14 protein-coding genes and 1 pseudogene are annotated in these 17,148 nt (G+C 44.2%); 9 read left to right on the top strand and 6 right to left on the bottom strand.

Annotation, left to right across the window (positions count from 1 at the left end; translation table 11 throughout):
* Window positions 1–34 precede the first annotated feature (34 nt).
* Complete coding sequence (locus B2P60_RS04985) at window positions 35–1,489, top strand: GGDEF domain-containing protein (protein WP_286739813.1); 1,455 nt, start codon at window positions 35–37, stop codon at window positions 1,487–1,489.
* 54 nt (window positions 1,490–1,543) lie between these two features.
* Here B2P60_RS04985 and truD read toward each other — a convergent pair whose 3' ends face one another.
* Window positions 1,544–2,764 carry a tRNA pseudouridine(13) synthase TruD gene (truD, locus tag B2P60_RS04980; RefSeq protein ID WP_414706626.1) on the bottom strand — a complete coding sequence of 407 codons (1,221 nt, stop codon included), beginning with the start codon at window positions 2,762–2,764 and terminating at the stop codon, window positions 1,544–1,546.
* 255 nt (window positions 2,765–3,019) lie between these two features.
* On the opposite strand from truD, the gene B2P60_RS04975 reads away from it, so the two are divergent.
* Window positions 3,020–4,627 (top strand): FAD-dependent oxidoreductase, encoded by a 1,608-nt coding sequence (locus tag B2P60_RS04975; protein WP_286739812.1) that lies wholly within the window; start codon window positions 3,020–3,022, stop codon window positions 4,625–4,627.
* Window positions 4,628–4,716: 89 nt separating this feature from the next.
* Window positions 4,717–5,328 carry a GNAT family N-acetyltransferase gene (locus B2P60_RS04970; protein WP_286739809.1) on the top strand — a complete coding sequence of 204 codons (612 nt, stop codon included), beginning with the start codon at window positions 4,717–4,719 and terminating at the stop codon, window positions 5,326–5,328.
* Window positions 5,329–5,340: 12 nt separating this feature from the next.
* Here the strand turns inward: B2P60_RS04970 and B2P60_RS04965 are convergent, their stop codons facing one another.
* From B2P60_RS04965 to B2P60_RS04955, 3 genes are all read right to left on the bottom strand, one after another.
* Window positions 5,341–5,553 carry a hypothetical protein gene (locus B2P60_RS04965; protein ID WP_193004728.1) on the bottom strand — a complete coding sequence of 71 codons (213 nt, stop codon included), beginning with the start codon at window positions 5,551–5,553 and terminating at the stop codon, window positions 5,341–5,343.
* A gap of 110 nt (window positions 5,554–5,663) precedes the next feature.
* Window positions 5,664–6,116 (bottom strand): threonine/serine exporter family protein, encoded by a 453-nt coding sequence (locus tag B2P60_RS04960; RefSeq protein WP_193004727.1) that lies wholly within the window; start codon window positions 6,114–6,116, stop codon window positions 5,664–5,666.
* 1 nt (window position 6,117) lies between these two features.
* Complete coding sequence (locus B2P60_RS04955; protein WP_286739806.1) at window positions 6,118–6,933, bottom strand: threonine/serine ThrE exporter family protein; 816 nt, start codon at window positions 6,931–6,933, stop codon at window positions 6,118–6,120.
* Window positions 6,934–7,065: 132 nt separating this feature from the next.
* Here B2P60_RS04955 and B2P60_RS04950 point away from each other — a divergent pair, with 132 nt between their 5' ends.
* On the top strand, window positions 7,066–7,347 hold the full coding sequence (locus tag B2P60_RS04950) for a DUF503 domain-containing protein (RefSeq protein WP_286739804.1): 282 nt from the start codon (window positions 7,066–7,068) through the stop codon (window positions 7,345–7,347).
* 227 nt (window positions 7,348–7,574) lie between these two features.
* Here the strand turns inward: B2P60_RS04950 and B2P60_RS04945 are convergent, their stop codons facing one another.
* Window positions 7,575–8,861, bottom strand: a complete 1,287-nt coding sequence (locus B2P60_RS04945; RefSeq protein ID WP_286739802.1) for a PD-(D/E)XK nuclease family protein — start codon at window positions 8,859–8,861, stop codon at window positions 7,575–7,577.
* 100 nt (window positions 8,862–8,961) lie between these two features.
* Between B2P60_RS04945 and B2P60_RS04940 the strand changes: the two genes are divergently transcribed.
* Window positions 8,962–9,894, top strand: coding sequence for a hypothetical protein (locus B2P60_RS04940; RefSeq protein ID WP_286739800.1), 933 nt, complete (start codon window positions 8,962–8,964; stop codon window positions 9,892–9,894).
* Between the two features lie 103 nt (window positions 9,895–9,997).
* On the opposite strand, the gene uvrA is transcribed toward B2P60_RS04940, so the two are convergent.
* Window positions 9,998–12,904 carry an excinuclease ABC subunit UvrA gene (gene uvrA, locus B2P60_RS04935; RefSeq protein ID WP_286739798.1) on the bottom strand — a complete coding sequence of 969 codons (2,907 nt, stop codon included), beginning with the start codon at window positions 12,902–12,904 and terminating at the stop codon, window positions 9,998–10,000.
* A gap of 541 nt (window positions 12,905–13,445) precedes the next feature.
* On the opposite strand from uvrA, the gene B2P60_RS04930 reads away from it, so the two are divergent.
* From B2P60_RS04930 to B2P60_RS04915, 4 genes and pseudogenes are all read left to right on the top strand, one after another.
* Window positions 13,446–14,810: an MFS transporter gene (locus tag B2P60_RS04930; protein ID WP_193004720.1), complete on the top strand. Its 1,365-nt coding sequence runs from the start codon at window positions 13,446–13,448 to the stop codon at window positions 14,808–14,810.
* 107 nt (window positions 14,811–14,917) lie between these two features.
* Entirely contained in the window at window positions 14,918–15,553 is a 636-nt protein-coding gene (gene ssb, locus B2P60_RS04925; RefSeq protein WP_286739794.1) for a single-stranded DNA-binding protein, read from the top strand.
* Window positions 15,554–15,777: 224 nt separating this feature from the next.
* Window positions 15,778–16,947, top strand: coding sequence for a tyrosine-type recombinase/integrase (locus tag B2P60_RS04920; protein ID WP_286739792.1), 1,170 nt, complete (start codon window positions 15,778–15,780; stop codon window positions 16,945–16,947).
* Window positions 16,947–17,148 (top strand): annotated as a pseudogene (locus tag B2P60_RS04915) (hypothetical protein); the annotation flags it as partial. The gene B2P60_RS04920 and the pseudogene B2P60_RS04915, both read left to right, overlap by 1 nt.

Here is a 17,148-nt window from a genome sequence, read left to right as displayed (position 1 = left end):
TCTCATAACTCTCACTGTCTGTGGTAGCCCTATTATGGCTGTATCAATATCTCATCTCGGCTACAGAAAACTCTCTCGAGTGATTTTTGGGTGGCAAGCTGCTGATAGGACCTCATTGCTGGCACTGTTTATATTGATGGAAGTCGCCTCACATTGGCTCTGGTGTTTGGTCGTCTGGTGGCGCCAAGATGTGTATGCCCCTTATGTGAATATGACACTGCTGTACCCTTTATGGATTGGGGTGACACTGATGGGGGCGTACTCTTTTTGGATGGTTAGCCGCTTATCGCCCATCCGAAAAGACAATGACGCGTTGCATCAATGGCAGGCCATCTTAGTGACACTCTACAGCACTTATATTGCTGTGGTCATTGTGGTCATGGGTCATAGTAGTTTGGTGGCTGGGGTTTCGCTGGTCGGTGGGGCGATGTTGGCGATGATGCTAGTACAGCGGCGCTATGTATGGCGCGCGTTTTTAGGGCATGCTGCTGTGATTTTAGCGGTCACTCTCCTGCCTTACTTCGGCGTGACGTTACCCAATCTACGTCAAATGTCCATTAGCTCTTTTCCCTTAGGTACTTATAGCTATCTCACCTATAGTGAGATGACAGCCATCGAAAATGCGGTCTCTGCTGCTGCTTTGCAAAAGGGTGCGCTTAGCTGGGACAGTTTAAGTCAACTGCGCTACTCGTCCGCATTTTTTTGGCGCACCACTCACATCTATATGGCGTTACCAAAAGCCATTTTTATTATTTATATATTTCGTGCGCTGTTGTCTATATTAGATGAAAGTAAAAAAGAGACGCTACAGCATGCCAATCAAGATGAGCTGACCCAGCTCAACAGTCGCCGTTATGGTTTGACCCAAATGAAGCAAGCGTTGAAGTCGGTCGACAATCAGCAAGACTTTAGCGTGATTTTACTAGATTTGGATTGGTTTAAAGACATCAATGACAATTATGGTCACGATGTTGGTGATTTGGTTTTGGCGGAAGTGGCACAGACGCTACGACAGTTTTTCACTGATGAGGCGATCGTTAGCCGCTATGGTGGTGAGGAGTTTTTGATTGTGCTGCCAGACACGAAGCACGATAGCGCCATGCTCATTGCTGAACAACTCAGACGCAGCATTGCTGAGCAGGTGATAACGGCCGATGACGATATCACCTTTAGGGTAACCGCCAGTTTGGGGTTATATACCCTGACGCATGGTGCGCGTTCCTGCATCAAGCAAGCACACGCAACACTGGTCCAAAAAGAAGCAGAGAGTGAGATTAATCAGTCCCAAAAGGTTAAGTTGCGCCCCAATAAACGCGGCGCTAGAAAAATCTTAACCGCACAGTTGCCTCAAGATATTTGTCAGCGCTTAATCAGTACTGCCGATAAAGCGCTGTATGAGGCCAAAGGCCGCGGTCGTAATCAAGTTGTGAGTGCCAATGAGATGTTGGCAGAAGAAAAAAACAGTGTGGAGGCACTTTATAATAACTAAAGGGCTGATATTACTGAATTTCACACGTTGTCTTTGTCACTGTGACCTGCTTAATTAGGACGTCAATTGCTGTACCAAGCTTGCCAAGACGCTGGTCGCAAAGCTACCGGTCGTTAAAGTAAAGCTCAATACAAGCGTCTGTTCGTCTGACCACTCCCAGCTCATTGCAGCAATAGGCAATCGCAGTGGTCGTCGTTGTGCTTTAATATCGCGCTTCTCTAAGCCTGTGGCTAGTTGTGTTAATAATGGACTGTTCTGCACTGTCTCATTTTCTACAGCGGCGGCGGCGCCACTGACTTTATCGTTACCCACGCCCCATAAAACGCCCGTTGGGTGAATATCACCACTAGCAAGCCGCGCTCGCAGGGTCTCGTCTACCTCTTCACTCGTAAATATCGATCCCGAGCCATCTAAGTTAAACACTTCTCCTGTTAGACCCTCATGCCAACTGTCATCTCTGACTCGTGCTGCCAATATCTCATTAAATATCAAACTCCGCGCAGCCGATAGCTCCATGGTGTTTTGCTCACGCGGCGCGCGCTTGCGTTTGCTTTTTTTGGGCTGCGGTCGACTGTCTGGTAGAGGACGCGCAAACAATGCCAGTGCCTCTCTAATATTATTGCCGTTACGTCCAAAGCGCTGCGGGCCAAAATAATTGGGCACGCCACTTTTAGCGATATGCTTTAAATGCTGCTCAACGCTTTGCTTATCAGACGCTTCAGTGTGTTCCTCGTTAGCACTTGTAAACTGGATATTGCGCAAAGTAATGACAAACTCATTGGCTTTGTGCGTGCCGCGATTGAGCTTTTTGTTATGCCACTGTTGGGCGAGAATGGTGACTGATTCATGCTCTGCGACATCTAGCGGGGCAAACTCACTTTCTGGCAACTGCTTTTTGGGAATGCGCAGGCTAAACCACTGTGTGGTCAATGCATGGCGGTCCTTGAGTCCTGAGTAACCCACATCACGTAATGGAATCTCGGCCCACTCTGAGAGTAATTTGGCAAGATACGCCGTATTCATTCCTGACTTTTGGATGTGTAGCCATAAATGCTCTCCCTCGCCAGTGAAGTCTAATGGCAAGATTTCGTTGACCACAAAGTCGGTTGCACAGGCTTTATAACTTGCTTGTTTTAACGGCGGCTGCATCGGCTGAGGTAGGTGTGCGGTGTCAGTGACGGCTGCAATATCGATATTTGAGATATCAAATGCCTCATCCTCAAACGTGGACGGAGAGTGGGCCGTAGGGGTTATATCTTTATCTGGAGAAGTCATAAAAGGGTCTTTTATTTTGATGATGCGTTTTAAAGAGAGGGCGTAAAAGTAAGAATGAAAAGCCAAGCATTACGTTTTGCAACGCAGTCAGCATACAAAAAAACATCGCGCATGAAGCGAGCTTGCTACTATCAATGCATCGCGTGTGTAAAAAGTCGGTGAAGAAACAATCGGATAAGTTAAAAGTGTCTGGTTCAGTGTGCTTATTTTTAATCCGACTAAAGAGGACATTATTATAACGGTTAAGGACGCATTATGACCAAGGCAATGATCAATACAGTCACCATTAATAAAGCTGATATTCCAAGTGGTGGCATGAAATCTTATAAACAAGATGACGATAGTATCATTTTGGTCACTCGTGATGAGGATGAGTTTAGTGCATTTGATGGCAAATGTCCGCACGCTGGGGCAGACTTAGGCGACGGCTTACGCTGCGGCAATCGCGTGATTTGTCCTTGGCATCATGCGACTTTTGATAGCCGCGATGGCACACTGCTAGAGCCTGTTGCCACTATAGGGCTTACTCAATACGAGCTGACTGATGAGGGTGATAGCTTGACTGTACATACCTCAGCGAGGATAGACAAGACGGTGGCAAATGACAAGCTGGCAAACACACATACTATGATCGTTGGTGGCGGCGGTGCAGGGTTTATGACAGCCAATCAGCTGCGCCGTACCGGCTATGCGGGTAAAATCACCATTATTAGTGCTGATGATAAAGTCCCTTACAATCGCCCTTTATTATCCAAAATGTTTTTAACCGGCGACATGGATGAGCAACATTTAATGCTGGGCGGCGCTGATTGGGCCAATAAAAACAACATTGATTTGCGCTTAAAGCATACTGTAAGTGAGATATTGCCGAATGAGCATACGATTTTGGTTAAAAGTGAGGACGGTAAACATGAAGAGCAAACCGCCGATTTTTTGGTGGTGGCGACAGGGGCTGAACCAAAGATACCTCCGTTTAAAGGGAGTGAGCTTAATGGAGTGTATACATTACGCAGTGTGAATGACGCCAAAGACATCAAAGCGGCAAGTCGCGGCAAGCACGTCGTTATCGTCGGGACTGGCTTTATCGGTATGGAGGTGGCCTCTTCACTGATGCAAGTAGGGGAGATCGCCTCTATTACTGTCGTTGGTCGTAGCGCGCGGGTACTGAGTCATATCGTCTCCGAGAGCATTAGCAATGCTGTGATCGATCTGCATAAAGAAAAAGGTGTTACGTTTGCATTTGGCGCGGACGTTGACAAAATTAATGAGAACAGTGGTAACGTCAGCGGCGTAACCCTGTCTGATGGCACCAAAATTGACGCCGATATGGTCATATTAGGTACAGGCGTGACCCCGCGTACCGCCTTGCTAAACGAGGTCAATGATCCAGATGGCGTGCAAGTAGATGAGCGCCTGCAACTGCGCGATGGTGTCTATGCGTTGGGCGACATCGCCCACGCGACCAACCAGATGGGGCGCATGCGTATCGAGCACTGGCGCGTGGCTTTGCAGCATGGCATGGTAACGGCAGCGGCTATCTTGGAGGAAGATAACGTAAACGCTTTAGAGGAGCGTATTCCGTTTTTTTGGACCGCGCAGTACGGTAACAGCTTGCGTTATAGTGGACATGCGACGACCCATGATAAGGGGATTTTGTTTGGTATACCCAGTAAGTTCGACTGTATCGAATACTACTTTGATGATGAAGAAGAAAACACACGGGCAAGCGCTGCTCTCTCACTGGGACGCGACAAAGAGCTGGTCGCCTTCTCTGAGCTACTCCGCCGTGGTCATGCCCCAACGCGCGCGCAGATTGAGGCTGGATTTGACATGATTGACCAAGCGCATGCGTTATCGCGCTAGCACTCAAAACGGATAAGGATTAGTATTTAGGCTGGCTTAGTGATCTGAGCCAGTTTTTTAATATACAGATAAAAAAGGAAAATCATCATATGGATAAGGATTCGGTATTTTTACGTCAGGCCAAAGCGGATGACATGGAGGCACTTGAGCAGTTACTCAACCGTTGTTATCGGCAGACAGAAGGGTGGACCAATGAGGCGGATTTAATCGGTGGTATCCGGATTACGCCAGAGGAGCTGGCGAATACCATTGCTAATCCAACGCACTATCTCTTCGTCTACCCGAAAACGACGACAGGCAATCGTGATGGCGAGGAGACAGGTGCGTTATTAGGCTGCATCGCGGTCGATATAAAAGCCGATCATGACGTGAATAAAAATGTCTGTCATAAAAAAGCCTACATCGGCATGTTTGCGGTCCATCCTGAACTGCAAGGGCAGGGCGTTGGTCATCAGATATTGCAGGCAGCAGAGACGTTTGCAGCGCGCCATTTGCAGACAGAAGTGCCAACGCCTCATAAAAAATCTGCGCGTCTGACCATGTCTATATTAAGCCATCGGCCTGAGCTTTTGGCTTATTATCAGCGCCGTGGCTATCAGTTGAACGGTAATAAGATGCCGTTTCCAAATGATGGCAACAATGGCGAGCCAAAGCGTCAAGATTTAGAGTTATTAGAATTAGAAAAATTCGTTCACGCATAAACGTGCGCTTGGTTAACCCCAAAAATGGCCAAAAGTCATAAACAGGCCAATACTCAGCAGGATGAATGCCACAATAATTAAGCGCTTAAACCAGTTAAACGCTGGCAAGCGCGTGGCATTGTCGTCAGACATAAGATAAGCAAATAAAAACAACAAGCTTGCTGCCAAGGTCATGATTCCAAGACCAATCGGTAATATAAACAAGTACACCTGCCACACAGTCATCTCTCAACGATCATTATTAATCGCATCATAGCAGTAACGTGATTGTGCTGTCAGTATGAATAGCACAAAACCAAGCGCGTGCTATTCTCCCGCCAAAAACAGCCCACCATCTAAACGATCGCCCGACGTCTATAAAACAGTAGGCCAGGAATGGACAAGCCCAGCACCAATCCTGAGGTCACAAACAACGCCTCAAACAAATACACCATCATTTGACTAAACAGCTCGTCTGAAAAGCCAAAATAGCCAATCTGCACCATACTGACCATCGCCTTATAAGCGGCGATACCGGGCATCATACAGATGACGCTGGGTGAGATTAAGGCTTTGGGCGGTAGGGTGTATTTTTTAGAAAAGTACACGCCCAAAAAACTGGCAAGCATCGCCCCAAAAAAGCTGGCAACCACGATGTGTACATGCTGATAGACAAGGGCAGTCTTTAGTCCAAAGCCAAAAGCCGTCATGAGCAAACACGGCAAAATATAGCGTCTGGGGACCGTGAACATAAGCGTCCAGCCAAGGGTAATGATGCAAGACAGTACAACGGTTTCAATGAACCACATCTCAAAACCCCCAGTGCTGTATTTGTAGTAAAACCAGCGCCATTACGATGCCAACGCAAGCGGACAAAGTGAGCATATAAGTAAATACCGCACGGCCAACGCCAATATTGACATAGCCTTTTAAGATATCTGAAAAAGAATTAATCAAAGGAAAGCTTGGTACCAGTAGCAGCACGCTGGATGCCACGGCAATATCGGCATTATTGCCAATATCAAAATAATAGGTCGTCGCCCCAATTAGTGAGGCAATGAACGCGGTCGCGATGACTGCTATAAAGGGATTAAAATGGTGTTTGGCCAGATAGATACGAGTGAACATCGCGACCATACCCGCGATAAACGTCACGGCGGTAATCGACCAACTGCCGCCGTTAAGATAGGCAAACGCCGCGCAAGACGCACCAACAAACACGCCCACCAGCCAGGTTGGATACACCGTCTTATCTAGCTCATCAAACGCAAGCGTGGTGCGGTCAGTCAGTTCAGGCGTGAGCTTATTATTATCTAGCTTGGCGTTATTTATAGCGGCTTCGGTTTTATTGACGATTTGCTGTATTTGCACCAATAAATTGACGTTGATGCTCTGATTGATCGTGTCTCGAGTGGTGGTAATACAGCGTTCATCACAGATAGTGGTCAGCGTTAGGGCATTAAAATTGAGCGAACACTCTACGCTGTTCATCCCCAAGGCCAGCCCTAGGCGTTTGGATAAGTCCACCACCACGGCAGACTCAGCACCATACTGCATAAGGAGTAGTCCGCAGCGCACGCACAATCGGGTGATGCGCTGCTGCTGGACGTAACTGATAGAAGTCATGGATTGGATACGCAACTTGGTGATTGATACGCTATTATAAAGGGTCTGGATGCTGACGCGCACACATTGTCAGGTATTAATTATATTTGATGCTACTATAAAAGTATAAATGGTTTTGGCAAGGAGCATAAAATGCATATCGTTATTTTGACACTGACGTTTTCGTTGCCCGGCTGCAGCTCGCTAAAAGAAAAGCGCCAACGTATGGGCGGCTTGCATGCGCGCTTTGGCAATACGCCAAGTGTCGCGGTGTGTGAGAGCGGCGGCCGCGCGCGCCATGATGCCAGCGAGTGGACGTTTGTGATAACAGGACTGTCCAAACGTGAGGTCGAGTCGCAGTGCAGCCAAATTGAGGAGAAAATAGAGCGTACGGTAGATGCGCGGGTGATGAATGTTGAGAGGGAGTTTGTTTAGGTAGTTCGTATTTGTGGGAAGCTAATCACGCTTTTCGCTCATATCTTGGTCGCCCACTAGAGCGGTGACTAATAGCCAGTAGCATTCCTGTTATATCGATACTGCTCCTAGCTAAGTCACCTCAATCAGTGGTGAACCAAAAATAACCGCTACAATCGAGGCTAAACAGCCCCTCAAGGAGACTTTCATAAATTAATGATACTGCGTGTAAGATGAAATGATGCTTATCAGAAATTAATATTTTTTACATCATCAATTAGCTGAATGATATCATCAGCTGTTTCGGCCACCCACTCTTCGCGACTCTTCTCATTGATAATATCGAAAAAATTATCGTTAGGGTTTTTGAAGTTGACTGGGCGTTGAGGGTAAATCTGACCACCTAAATTCTTCTTTTTGTCTTGATACTTCCAGTTTTTATGTAGTTTCTCAACTCTTCCTTTGAAATCTTTCATATCGCTTGGACATTCTGGAAGACGTCCATCCTTGTCTACTAACGTTATGCTGTAATACAAACGATGATTTAGCTCAATATAACAATAAACTCCTAGGTTATCTTTTTCGATTATTTTATAGCAAAGTCCGTATGTCTTAGCTTTGCCTTTCGTGCCACCCCTTAAGAAGTATTGTTTGACAGCTTTTTCTTGGCTATAGTGAGACAGTTGGTTATCACAGAAAGTAAACTCTAGATTTTTCTCGCTAAAATAAGTCAATAACTTATCCCACATATCATTCTGAATGTTTTTTTGAATAGTTTCAAAGTTTTGGCTTAGTTCATAGACGGTTTTAAAGTTATTATCATCTGCTAGAAAATCTATATATTCTTTTTTCATTTTTGCATTCCTTGTTTGACCTGTAATTCTAGCAACGGTATTGATGTACTGCTCAATAGTCTGTTCTATATGCGGACAATCTACTACCTTTGCCTTACATAGTTTTAAAAAGTTAAAAACATCTTCTTTATAGCTAATCACGCCATAGTCTTCATTACTAATATCTCCCTGTCCATAGGGCGACACATCATCCCCAAAACGATTTAAATATACTATGTAAATATTTTTATCATCATAGCCTAACTCTTGGCAAGCTCTGTAATATTTAGCCAGTTGACATTTCTGATCAAAAGCATAAATCTTGTTTTCGATAACAATAACGTTGTTTTTGTTTTTGAGAATGATATCAGCTCTACCATGATCTGAATTACGAAAACTATATTCAATTTCACAACTGTAGTCATCTTTAGGGCTTAATTTTTCTCGATTCCATTCTTGTGTTGTTATGGCATGATTTAATACGGTTTCAATGAATAATTGTTGAAAGTCTGCTATTTTATGACTAGCATTTCTATTGAGTAACTCGGCAAGGAAACGAGAGTGCAAACCAACTTCTTCGCCTGTCTTACGCAAGATTGTAAATATATTAAAATCTTGTTTTGTATCATTGTAATTCTTTAGAGAGGCTTGTTCCTTATTCTGTAAATTTAAAACATTTTGTTTAAAGTTATTGTTGAGCATAACGATTTTCCTAGTGGTTTTAATTTAAATTCTCAAATTAAGTCTATCAAACTAACACATACATCAATACTTTCTAAAACATGACAAAGAGTTCGTTACTATGAGCAGTACTTCTAAATATACAATGAGTGACATTCCTAATTACAAAGAACCTGAAGGATTTATGCTCATCACAACAGGTCAAATAACTAAGAAGGTAGCGCAAAATATTGGTAAAGATAGATTCAATAAAGCCTCTGATAGATATTTAAAACTCGATATCCATGATTCAGATTTTAAAATATTTAGTTTAGATGATTTAAAGAATATGACCGAAGTCGATAGAGATCAGCAACTCAAAAGTCAAAAAGTAATTATTTTCTTAATTGAAAATGAAGCTTCCTTTGATGCTTTGTCTGCCTTTCACGAAGAAATAGCTTCTATTAGAGCATTAACTTGTGCAATCGTACCTTCAACTATAGATGAAATAAGCGGCTTTAAAACTGAACCAAAAAATATTTTGAAAAATAAGATTAATAGACTGTCATTTATTCCTACTTTTGCTATACCTTTCATCACATCACAAGCCAAAAACGATTTTGTAAACGATATGAGCATTGAGGATTATAACTTTTATCATTACTTTATAGATTCAGTTGTAACGACAGTTTGTACCGTGTATAGGCAGGATGACTCTATGATTGGCTATGACTTTAATGATTGGAAGCATATATTCAGCGGCAACAGACTACTAAATATACTTCCAACAATTTATGCAAGCGAAGATAACAAGGATAGTTTCAAGAGTAATTATTTGGAAGGGTTAAATAAAGTTGGAATTAATATGACTGACATTAAAAATATAATATGTGTAATGAGTGCTAGTAGACCTCCTAGCTTAGAACAAACCTATGAAGTAACCGAGGCTATAGAGAATGACTATGCTATTTTTTGTACGACAACTATGAAGCTTACTCAAGATTTAGCTATTTTTGAAGACCCAAGCATAATAAGTGTCAATGTCGTAGTAAGTATGCATTGTGAAGATGAATAATTAGCAGTATAGAGTAGATTAAATACGACAACCAAGTTTCGGACAACAAAAAAGGCCACTCCCTAAAGAGTAGCCTTTCAATCATTCTCTAACTATTACCTAATTAACTCACTTCTTTCATCGTCTGCTTAAGCATCGGTTTCAAGAACTCACCAGTATACGAGCCTTTCACTTCCGCGACTTCCTCCGGTGTACCTTCCGCGATAATCAGTCCACCACCTTTACCACCTTCAGGGCCAAGATCAATTACCCAATCCGCGGTTTTGATGACGTCAAGATTGTGCTCGATGACGACGATGGTGTTACCTTTATCACGTAGGGCATGCAGGATATGTAGCAGTTTATCGATATCATGGAAATGCAACCCAGTGGTTGGCTCATCCAAGATATAGAGCGTCTGTCCAGTATCACGTTTGGCAAGCTCACGCGCTAATTTAACCCGCTGCGCTTCACCGCCAGATAGCGTTGGCGCAGACTGACCGAGGCGAATATAGCTGAGACCAACATCCATGAGCGCTTGCAAACGACGATAAATCGCTGGAATGGCTGAGAAGAACTCAGTCGCATCTTCAACGGTCATATCGAGCACGTCCGCAATGGTTTTACCTTTATAGTGAATCTCTAAAGTCTCGCGGTTATAGCGCTTGCCTTCACAGGTATCACACGGCACATACATGTCAGGTAAGAAATGCATCTCAACTTTGATGAGACCGTCACCTTGACACATCTCACAGCGTCCGCCTTTGACGTTGAAGCTAAAGCGTCCCGCTTTATAACCACGAGCGCGCGCTTCTTGCGTTTGCGCAAACATTTCACGCACAGGGGTAAACACGCCGGTATAAGTCGCTGGGTTTGAGCGCGGCGTACGGCCAATGGGGCTTTGATCAATGTCGACCATTTTATCCAAATGCTCAAGACCGCTGATGCTCTCAAACTTATCTGCAATCAACGTGGAAGCGTTATTTAACTGAGTCGCTGCCAACGGCATTAAGGTGCGGTTGATTAGCGTCGATTTACCCGAACCGGATACCCCAGTGACACAAGTCATCACACCGACTGGTATGGACAAATCCACATCATGTAGGTTATTGCCGGATGCGCCTTTTAGCTCAATCGTCATCGGTGCTTTTTTGGCTTTGGCCTTACCTTTGACTTCGACATCCATGGTTTTGGCTTTGTGTCGAATGGTTGGAATCTCGATTTTCTTCTCGCCAGACATGTACTGGCCAGTGAGCGAGTCTTTATTTGCCATGATGTCATCGACTGTGCCTTGGGCGATGATATGACCGCCATGGACACCCGCGCCGATACCGATATCGATGACGTGATCTGCTTGGCGAATGGCATCTTCATCGTGCTCAACGACGAGGACGGTATTGCCCAAGTCACGCAAGCGCGTCAGCGTCTTTAGTAGGCGGTCATTGTCACGCTGATGCAGACCGATGGACGGCTCATCGAGCACGTACATCACGCCCATCAGACCAGCACCGATTTGGCTGGCTAGACGAATACGCTGTGCTTCACCGCCCGATAGCGTCTCAGCAGAGCGAGCAAGCGTCAAGTAATCAAGTCCAACACTGACGAGGAAGTTTAAACGCTCATTGATTTCTTTAAAGATTTTTTCGGCAACTTCGCCTTTATGACCGCCAATCTTGAGCGTCTTATAATAGTCAGCCGCATCACCGATAGACAGCTTGACGATTTCGGCGATGGTTTGGTCATCGACACGGACATTGCGCGAGATTTCATTCAGACGTGCGCCATCACAGACATTACAAGTGGTGTCTGCCAAGTATTTGGCCAGCTCATCACGCACCAGATTGCTTTGCGTTTTGGCATAGCGACGCTCTAGATAAGGCAGTACGCCTTCAAAGGGTACGGTTTTATTGGTCTTGCGGCCACGCTCATCGGTAAAGTTAAAGGTGAGCTTTTCTTTGCCGGAGCCGTGCATGATGATATCTTGCTGTTCTTTTGACAGGTCTTGCCACGGCGTATCCATGTCGATTTTGAAATGCTTGCAGACGGTGCTCAGCAAGCCAAAGTAGTAAGCATGACGTTTGTCCCAACCATTGATGGCACCTTGATTGAGCGATTTTTCATGGTGAGTGATGAGCTTTTCGGCGGCGAAGTACTGACGTTTACCGAGACCGTCACAGCTTGGGCACGCGCCATACGGGTTGTTAAAACTGAACATACGCGGCTCAAGCTCAGGCACCGCACGATCACAGACAGGGCATGAGTGCTTGGCTGACATGACTTGATTGTCATCCCCGCCTTCTTTGGGATTGCCATCCATAAAGTGTAGCGTGACCAGTCCTTGACCTAAACGTAGGGCGGTCTCTAAGCTCTCGGCCACACGATTGCCCAAATCATCACGGACTTTAAAGCGGTCAACCACCACTTCGATGGTATGCTTTTTCTTTTTATCGAGTGTGGGTAGCTCATCGGTATCGTAGACATCACCATCGACGCGCACACGGACGAAGCCTTGACCAATCAGCTGCTCAAGCAAGACGGTATGCTCACCTTTACGCTCACGAATCACAGGCGCCAAAATCATGATCTTGGTGTCATCAGGCAAGGCCATGACCTGATCGACCATTTCGGTGACCGACTGTGCCACCATGGGCTCGCCATGCTCAGGGCAATAGGGCGTACCGATACGCGCATAGAGTAGGCGCAGATAGTCATAAATCTCGGTAATCGTACCGACGGTCGAGCGTGGATTATGGTTGGTGGATTTTTGCTCGATAGCAATCGCTGGGGACAGACCCTCGATGCTATCGACGTCAGGTTTCTCCATTTGTGAGAGGAACTGGCGCGCATACGCCGACAAGCTCTCGACATAACGGCGCTGCCCTTCGGCATACAGCGTGTCGAATGCTAATGAAGATTTACCAGAGCCAGATAGACCCGTGATCACCACAAATTTATCCCGTGGAATATCTAGGTCGATGTTTTTTAGATTATGGGTACGTGCGCCGCGTATTGCGATATGGTCATGTGCCATCGGTGATAGGTTTCCTATTTGCTAAAATGGTATTTAAAAAGATATCTAAAATATAAAAAGGTCAATTAAGCTAAGTGAATGGATTCTTTGAGAGCGTGAATGAGTATTTACGTGTGGTTTATTTTAATTTTTAATGTTACTAAGCGAGCTTACTAAGCGAATCTAAAACAAATAAATGTTAAGTAACAGGTGGTGTTTGTTATAGATTTAACCCAATCCTGTCATTTTATCGAGGCGTTCGTCATAAAGCAGATGAGGGAATAGCATTTATGACGCCTTACTTTATTGTCATGATGGAGGCATTATTCAAGGTATGATCCTGTCTTAGATGCACTTGGTAACAAAATTATCGCGCAATATGAATGACTTGGGCGGCTGTCATATGCGATACCGAATCAGCAAGACAAAAGTCTCGGCAACCAAACGATGAATGTCTTATACTAGGGGCCTTGATTTATAGGCTGATGCCTTGATAAACCAGTAGTGCTAAATCAGCAGTACAGCCGTGATAAACCAGTAATGATCAACCAGTGAGGCGAGTATGAATAGCGTAGAGAGACGAGCAATCCTCGGGGTCGGTGGTATTTTTGCCTTGAGGATGATCGGCTTGTTTATGATTGTGCCCGTGTTTTCTGTGTATGGTAACAATTATGCGCATGCGACGCCGTTTTTGATCGGCTTGGCAGTCGGTATTTATGGACTGGGGCAGGCTATTTTTCAAATACCAATGAGCCTTGCTGCTGATAAGTTTCCGCGTAAACCGATCATATTTTTGGGTTTAATTCTGTTTGCCATCGGCGGTATGATCGCCGCAAATGCGACGGATATTTATGAGGTGATTATTGGTCGTGCGCTGGCGGGTAGTGGCGCTGTCTCTGCTGTCCTCATGGCGTTGTTGGCAGATGTGACACGGGAAGAGATGCGTACCAAAGCGATGGCGACGATGGGATTGACCATTGCAACCTCTATCATGCTGGCCTTTGCCTTTGGTCCTTTACTGGTCGGGTCGCTCGGTATCTCTGGGCTGTTTTGGTTAACGTCGGGCTTTGCTGTGTTGGCAATGTTATTATTACTGGTGGTGCCCACACCCCTACGTGTACTCAAGCACAACTTAGACAACAAATCGATTGGTCAACAATTAAAGACCGTGCTTAACATAGGGGATTTAAACCGCTTACACATCGGGGTTTTTGCCTTACATCTAACGATGACCGCGATATTTGTTATTTTGCCGCACCAGCTTAATGAGGTGATGGGGTTATCGGTACGTCAGCAGGGCTTGGTCTATTTGCCATTATTGTTTATCGGCTTTGCCGTTGCGATACCGTTTATCATTATCGCCGAAAAGAAACGCAGAATGCGCCAAGTGTTTTTGGGAGCGATTGCGCTCATGACTAGCGCTTTAGTGTTGCTTGCGCTCGGTAGTCAGATGGGTGTCGGTATTATATTGGGCTTGCTGCTGTACTTTATGGGCTTTAATTTGCTTGAGGCGACGATTCCTTCGTGGATCTCGAAGCGGGCCCCAGTCGCTAATAAAGCCACCGCGATGGGGCTTAACTCCTCCAGTCAGTTCTTTGGGGCGTTTGTCGGTGGGGCGATGGGTGGACTGTTATTGAACCAGCCTAACTTGTTGGCATGGGGCATACTGGCCATTATTATGGGCGCATCACTACTCGTTATTATTCCGATTGCTCAGCCCCCTTATCTGTCAAGTACGACCGTGACTATTCCTAAAAATATCAATATACAAGACTGGTCACGCCAAATATTGGCGGTAGATGGGGTTGACGAGTTGGTGGTGATGGCAAAAGAACAGGTCGCTTATTTGAAGCTGGATAAGACGCAGCTGACCGATGATTCCCGACAAACCCTGTCGCGTTTGGCACAAAGCCCCCTAGATATTTAAACAAAAATTGGTTAAAGTAAAATCATATGATAGATAGTATTTATTGGTACTATTAAATAAACATCAAACAGATTCATCAGATTACTCATAAGTAAGAGGACGGTACCATGCGCGGAGTTAATAAAGTTATCATTATCGGTAACCTTGGAGCAGACCCTGAGGCACGTCAATTCAATAATGGCGGTAGCGTGACCAATATTTCGGTTGCGACATCGGAGCAGTGGACAGACAAACAAAGCGGCGAAAAAAGAGAAGCGACGGAATGGCATCGTATCTCACTATTTAACCGTTTGGGTGAGATTGCTGCACAGTATTTACGTAAAGGCAGCAAGGTCTATATCGAAGGCAGTTTACGTACGCGTAAATATCAGGATCAAAACGGACAAGACCGTTATATTACCGAGATCCGTGCTGAACAAATGCAAATGCTAGATGGCATGAGCGGTGGACAAGGTGACAATGCTTTTGGTGGTCAAAACCAAGGCCAAGGCGGTTATGGCAATCAAGGTGGTCAAAGCAATCAAAATAACTTTGGCCAACAAGCAAATAATCAGCAAGGCGGTTATAATCAAGCAGGCAACGCCGCTCAAGGGATGGCACAAGGTGGCAGACAGAATAGCTTTAATAACAACCAAAGTGCGCCTGCTCAGCAAAATCAATTTAACCAACCGACGCAGCAGCCTGCACAGTCAAAACCTACCGCCATGCCAGATGGTCCAGTAGATGACGATATTCCGTTCTGATGGTTATAAGAGATAGTTTGTAAAGACGATTAAGTAGTTATTGTCTCCTAAACCCTGAGTAGTAAGCCTTAGCTCTGAATAGTATTCTTATATTAGTGTAAATATTGAGAATAAAATTCAGGGCTATTTTTTAATAGTAATATATAAGTTGTTATAAAGATAATATTGTTAATATAGTGTTTGTTATAAAGGAAGCTAAGTAAACTTATATTATGGTGGAATTAATGAAAGTTAAGGTAGTCACACATCCCACTGGAGAGCAGATTCCAATCATACTTGATTATGACGAATTACCCATTCCAGCACCTAATGAGTATTTACTATCTCGTCGTGATAGAAGTACTAATACATTAATCCGTAATGCTAGAGAACTTTCTCTTTTATACGAGTGGCTGTATCGCGAACAAATTGATCTGAGACAGAAGCTTACTGCTTCAGTATCTTTTAACTCTGCTCAGATTAATTCAGTATTGGTTGAGCATCTCAGACAAAATAGAGAACAATCCAAGGCTATTTCACCGATAACTTTTAATCAACGTCTTACTACTGTTAGACAGTTTATAAACTGGTATATGAGTGTGTTGATATCGCAGTTGCCTTATTCATCTAATAAGTTTAAGAGCCTTAGTGAAAGAAAAAGCATTTTTAATGAATGGCTATCTAATTCGTTTATGTCCTCACCACCTAGCAGGAAGTATTTGAAAAAAGGACTAAACAACGAAGAATCTAGCTTTTTGATAAATATATTAGATCCTACTTCTATTAATTCATTTGGTACGAATGAGGCAGTAAAGTATAGAAATTTTATTTCAGTTGGATTAATGATTTATTGTGGTCTACGTCCGGGTGAGCTTCTTAGTTTAAGGGTAGAAGATATTACTATTGGTGCTATATCTTCGGTGAACGTTGTCCGTAGAGAACCTGATATTGGCGATACCAGAAAGCCTAGACCGCAAGTAAAGCGTAATGGTCGCCTATTAGAGATTGGCAACTTGGATTTAGTTAAGTGTCTGAATAAATATATAGTTGATTTGAGAGAGATTCTAGAAGACAAATCAGATTTTGAGTCTGAATACCTGATTTTGAGTGACGAAGGTCAACCCTTATCACAAGCATCCATCACTCAGTTTTTTCATTTGTTGAGAGACAAGTATAACCGAGATCTTCCTGATAATTTGAGCGCTAAATCTTTAAGGCATACTTTTTCTTCTAGAATGGAAATAACAATGAGAGCGTCAGGAGTGTCAGAACAGAAACGTCGAGAAGCTTTAGCGCATTTAAGAGGAGATTCTAGCCTTAGTTCTCAAGATGTATATATTGCTCAAGCAGTTGAAGAAAGCGCAAGAGCTGCGTTAATAAAATATCAAAGTACCTTAGTTGAGGAGAGTTTCTAATGGCACAATTAGAACTATTGATTCAAGAAAATATTGATGCCCAGACTATTACTACTAGGGAAGGCAGTATAGTTGATACATCAGGAGATGAGTGGCACTTACCATATGCTTATTACCCAAATGCAAGCATTGATTTTCGCAAGATAGATAATCTATCTATTAGAAAAGCATTAAATCAACCCCACTCTCAACTTGAAATAA

Origin of the sequence: Psychrobacter sp. UBA3068 (assembly GCF_002366815.1) — a bacterium.
Taxonomy (GTDB): Bacteria; Pseudomonadota; Gammaproteobacteria; order Pseudomonadales; family Moraxellaceae; genus Psychrobacter; species Psychrobacter namhaensis.
The sequence above is the reverse complement of the archived record's forward strand: the minus strand, read 5'-3'. Positions and strand labels throughout refer to the sequence as shown.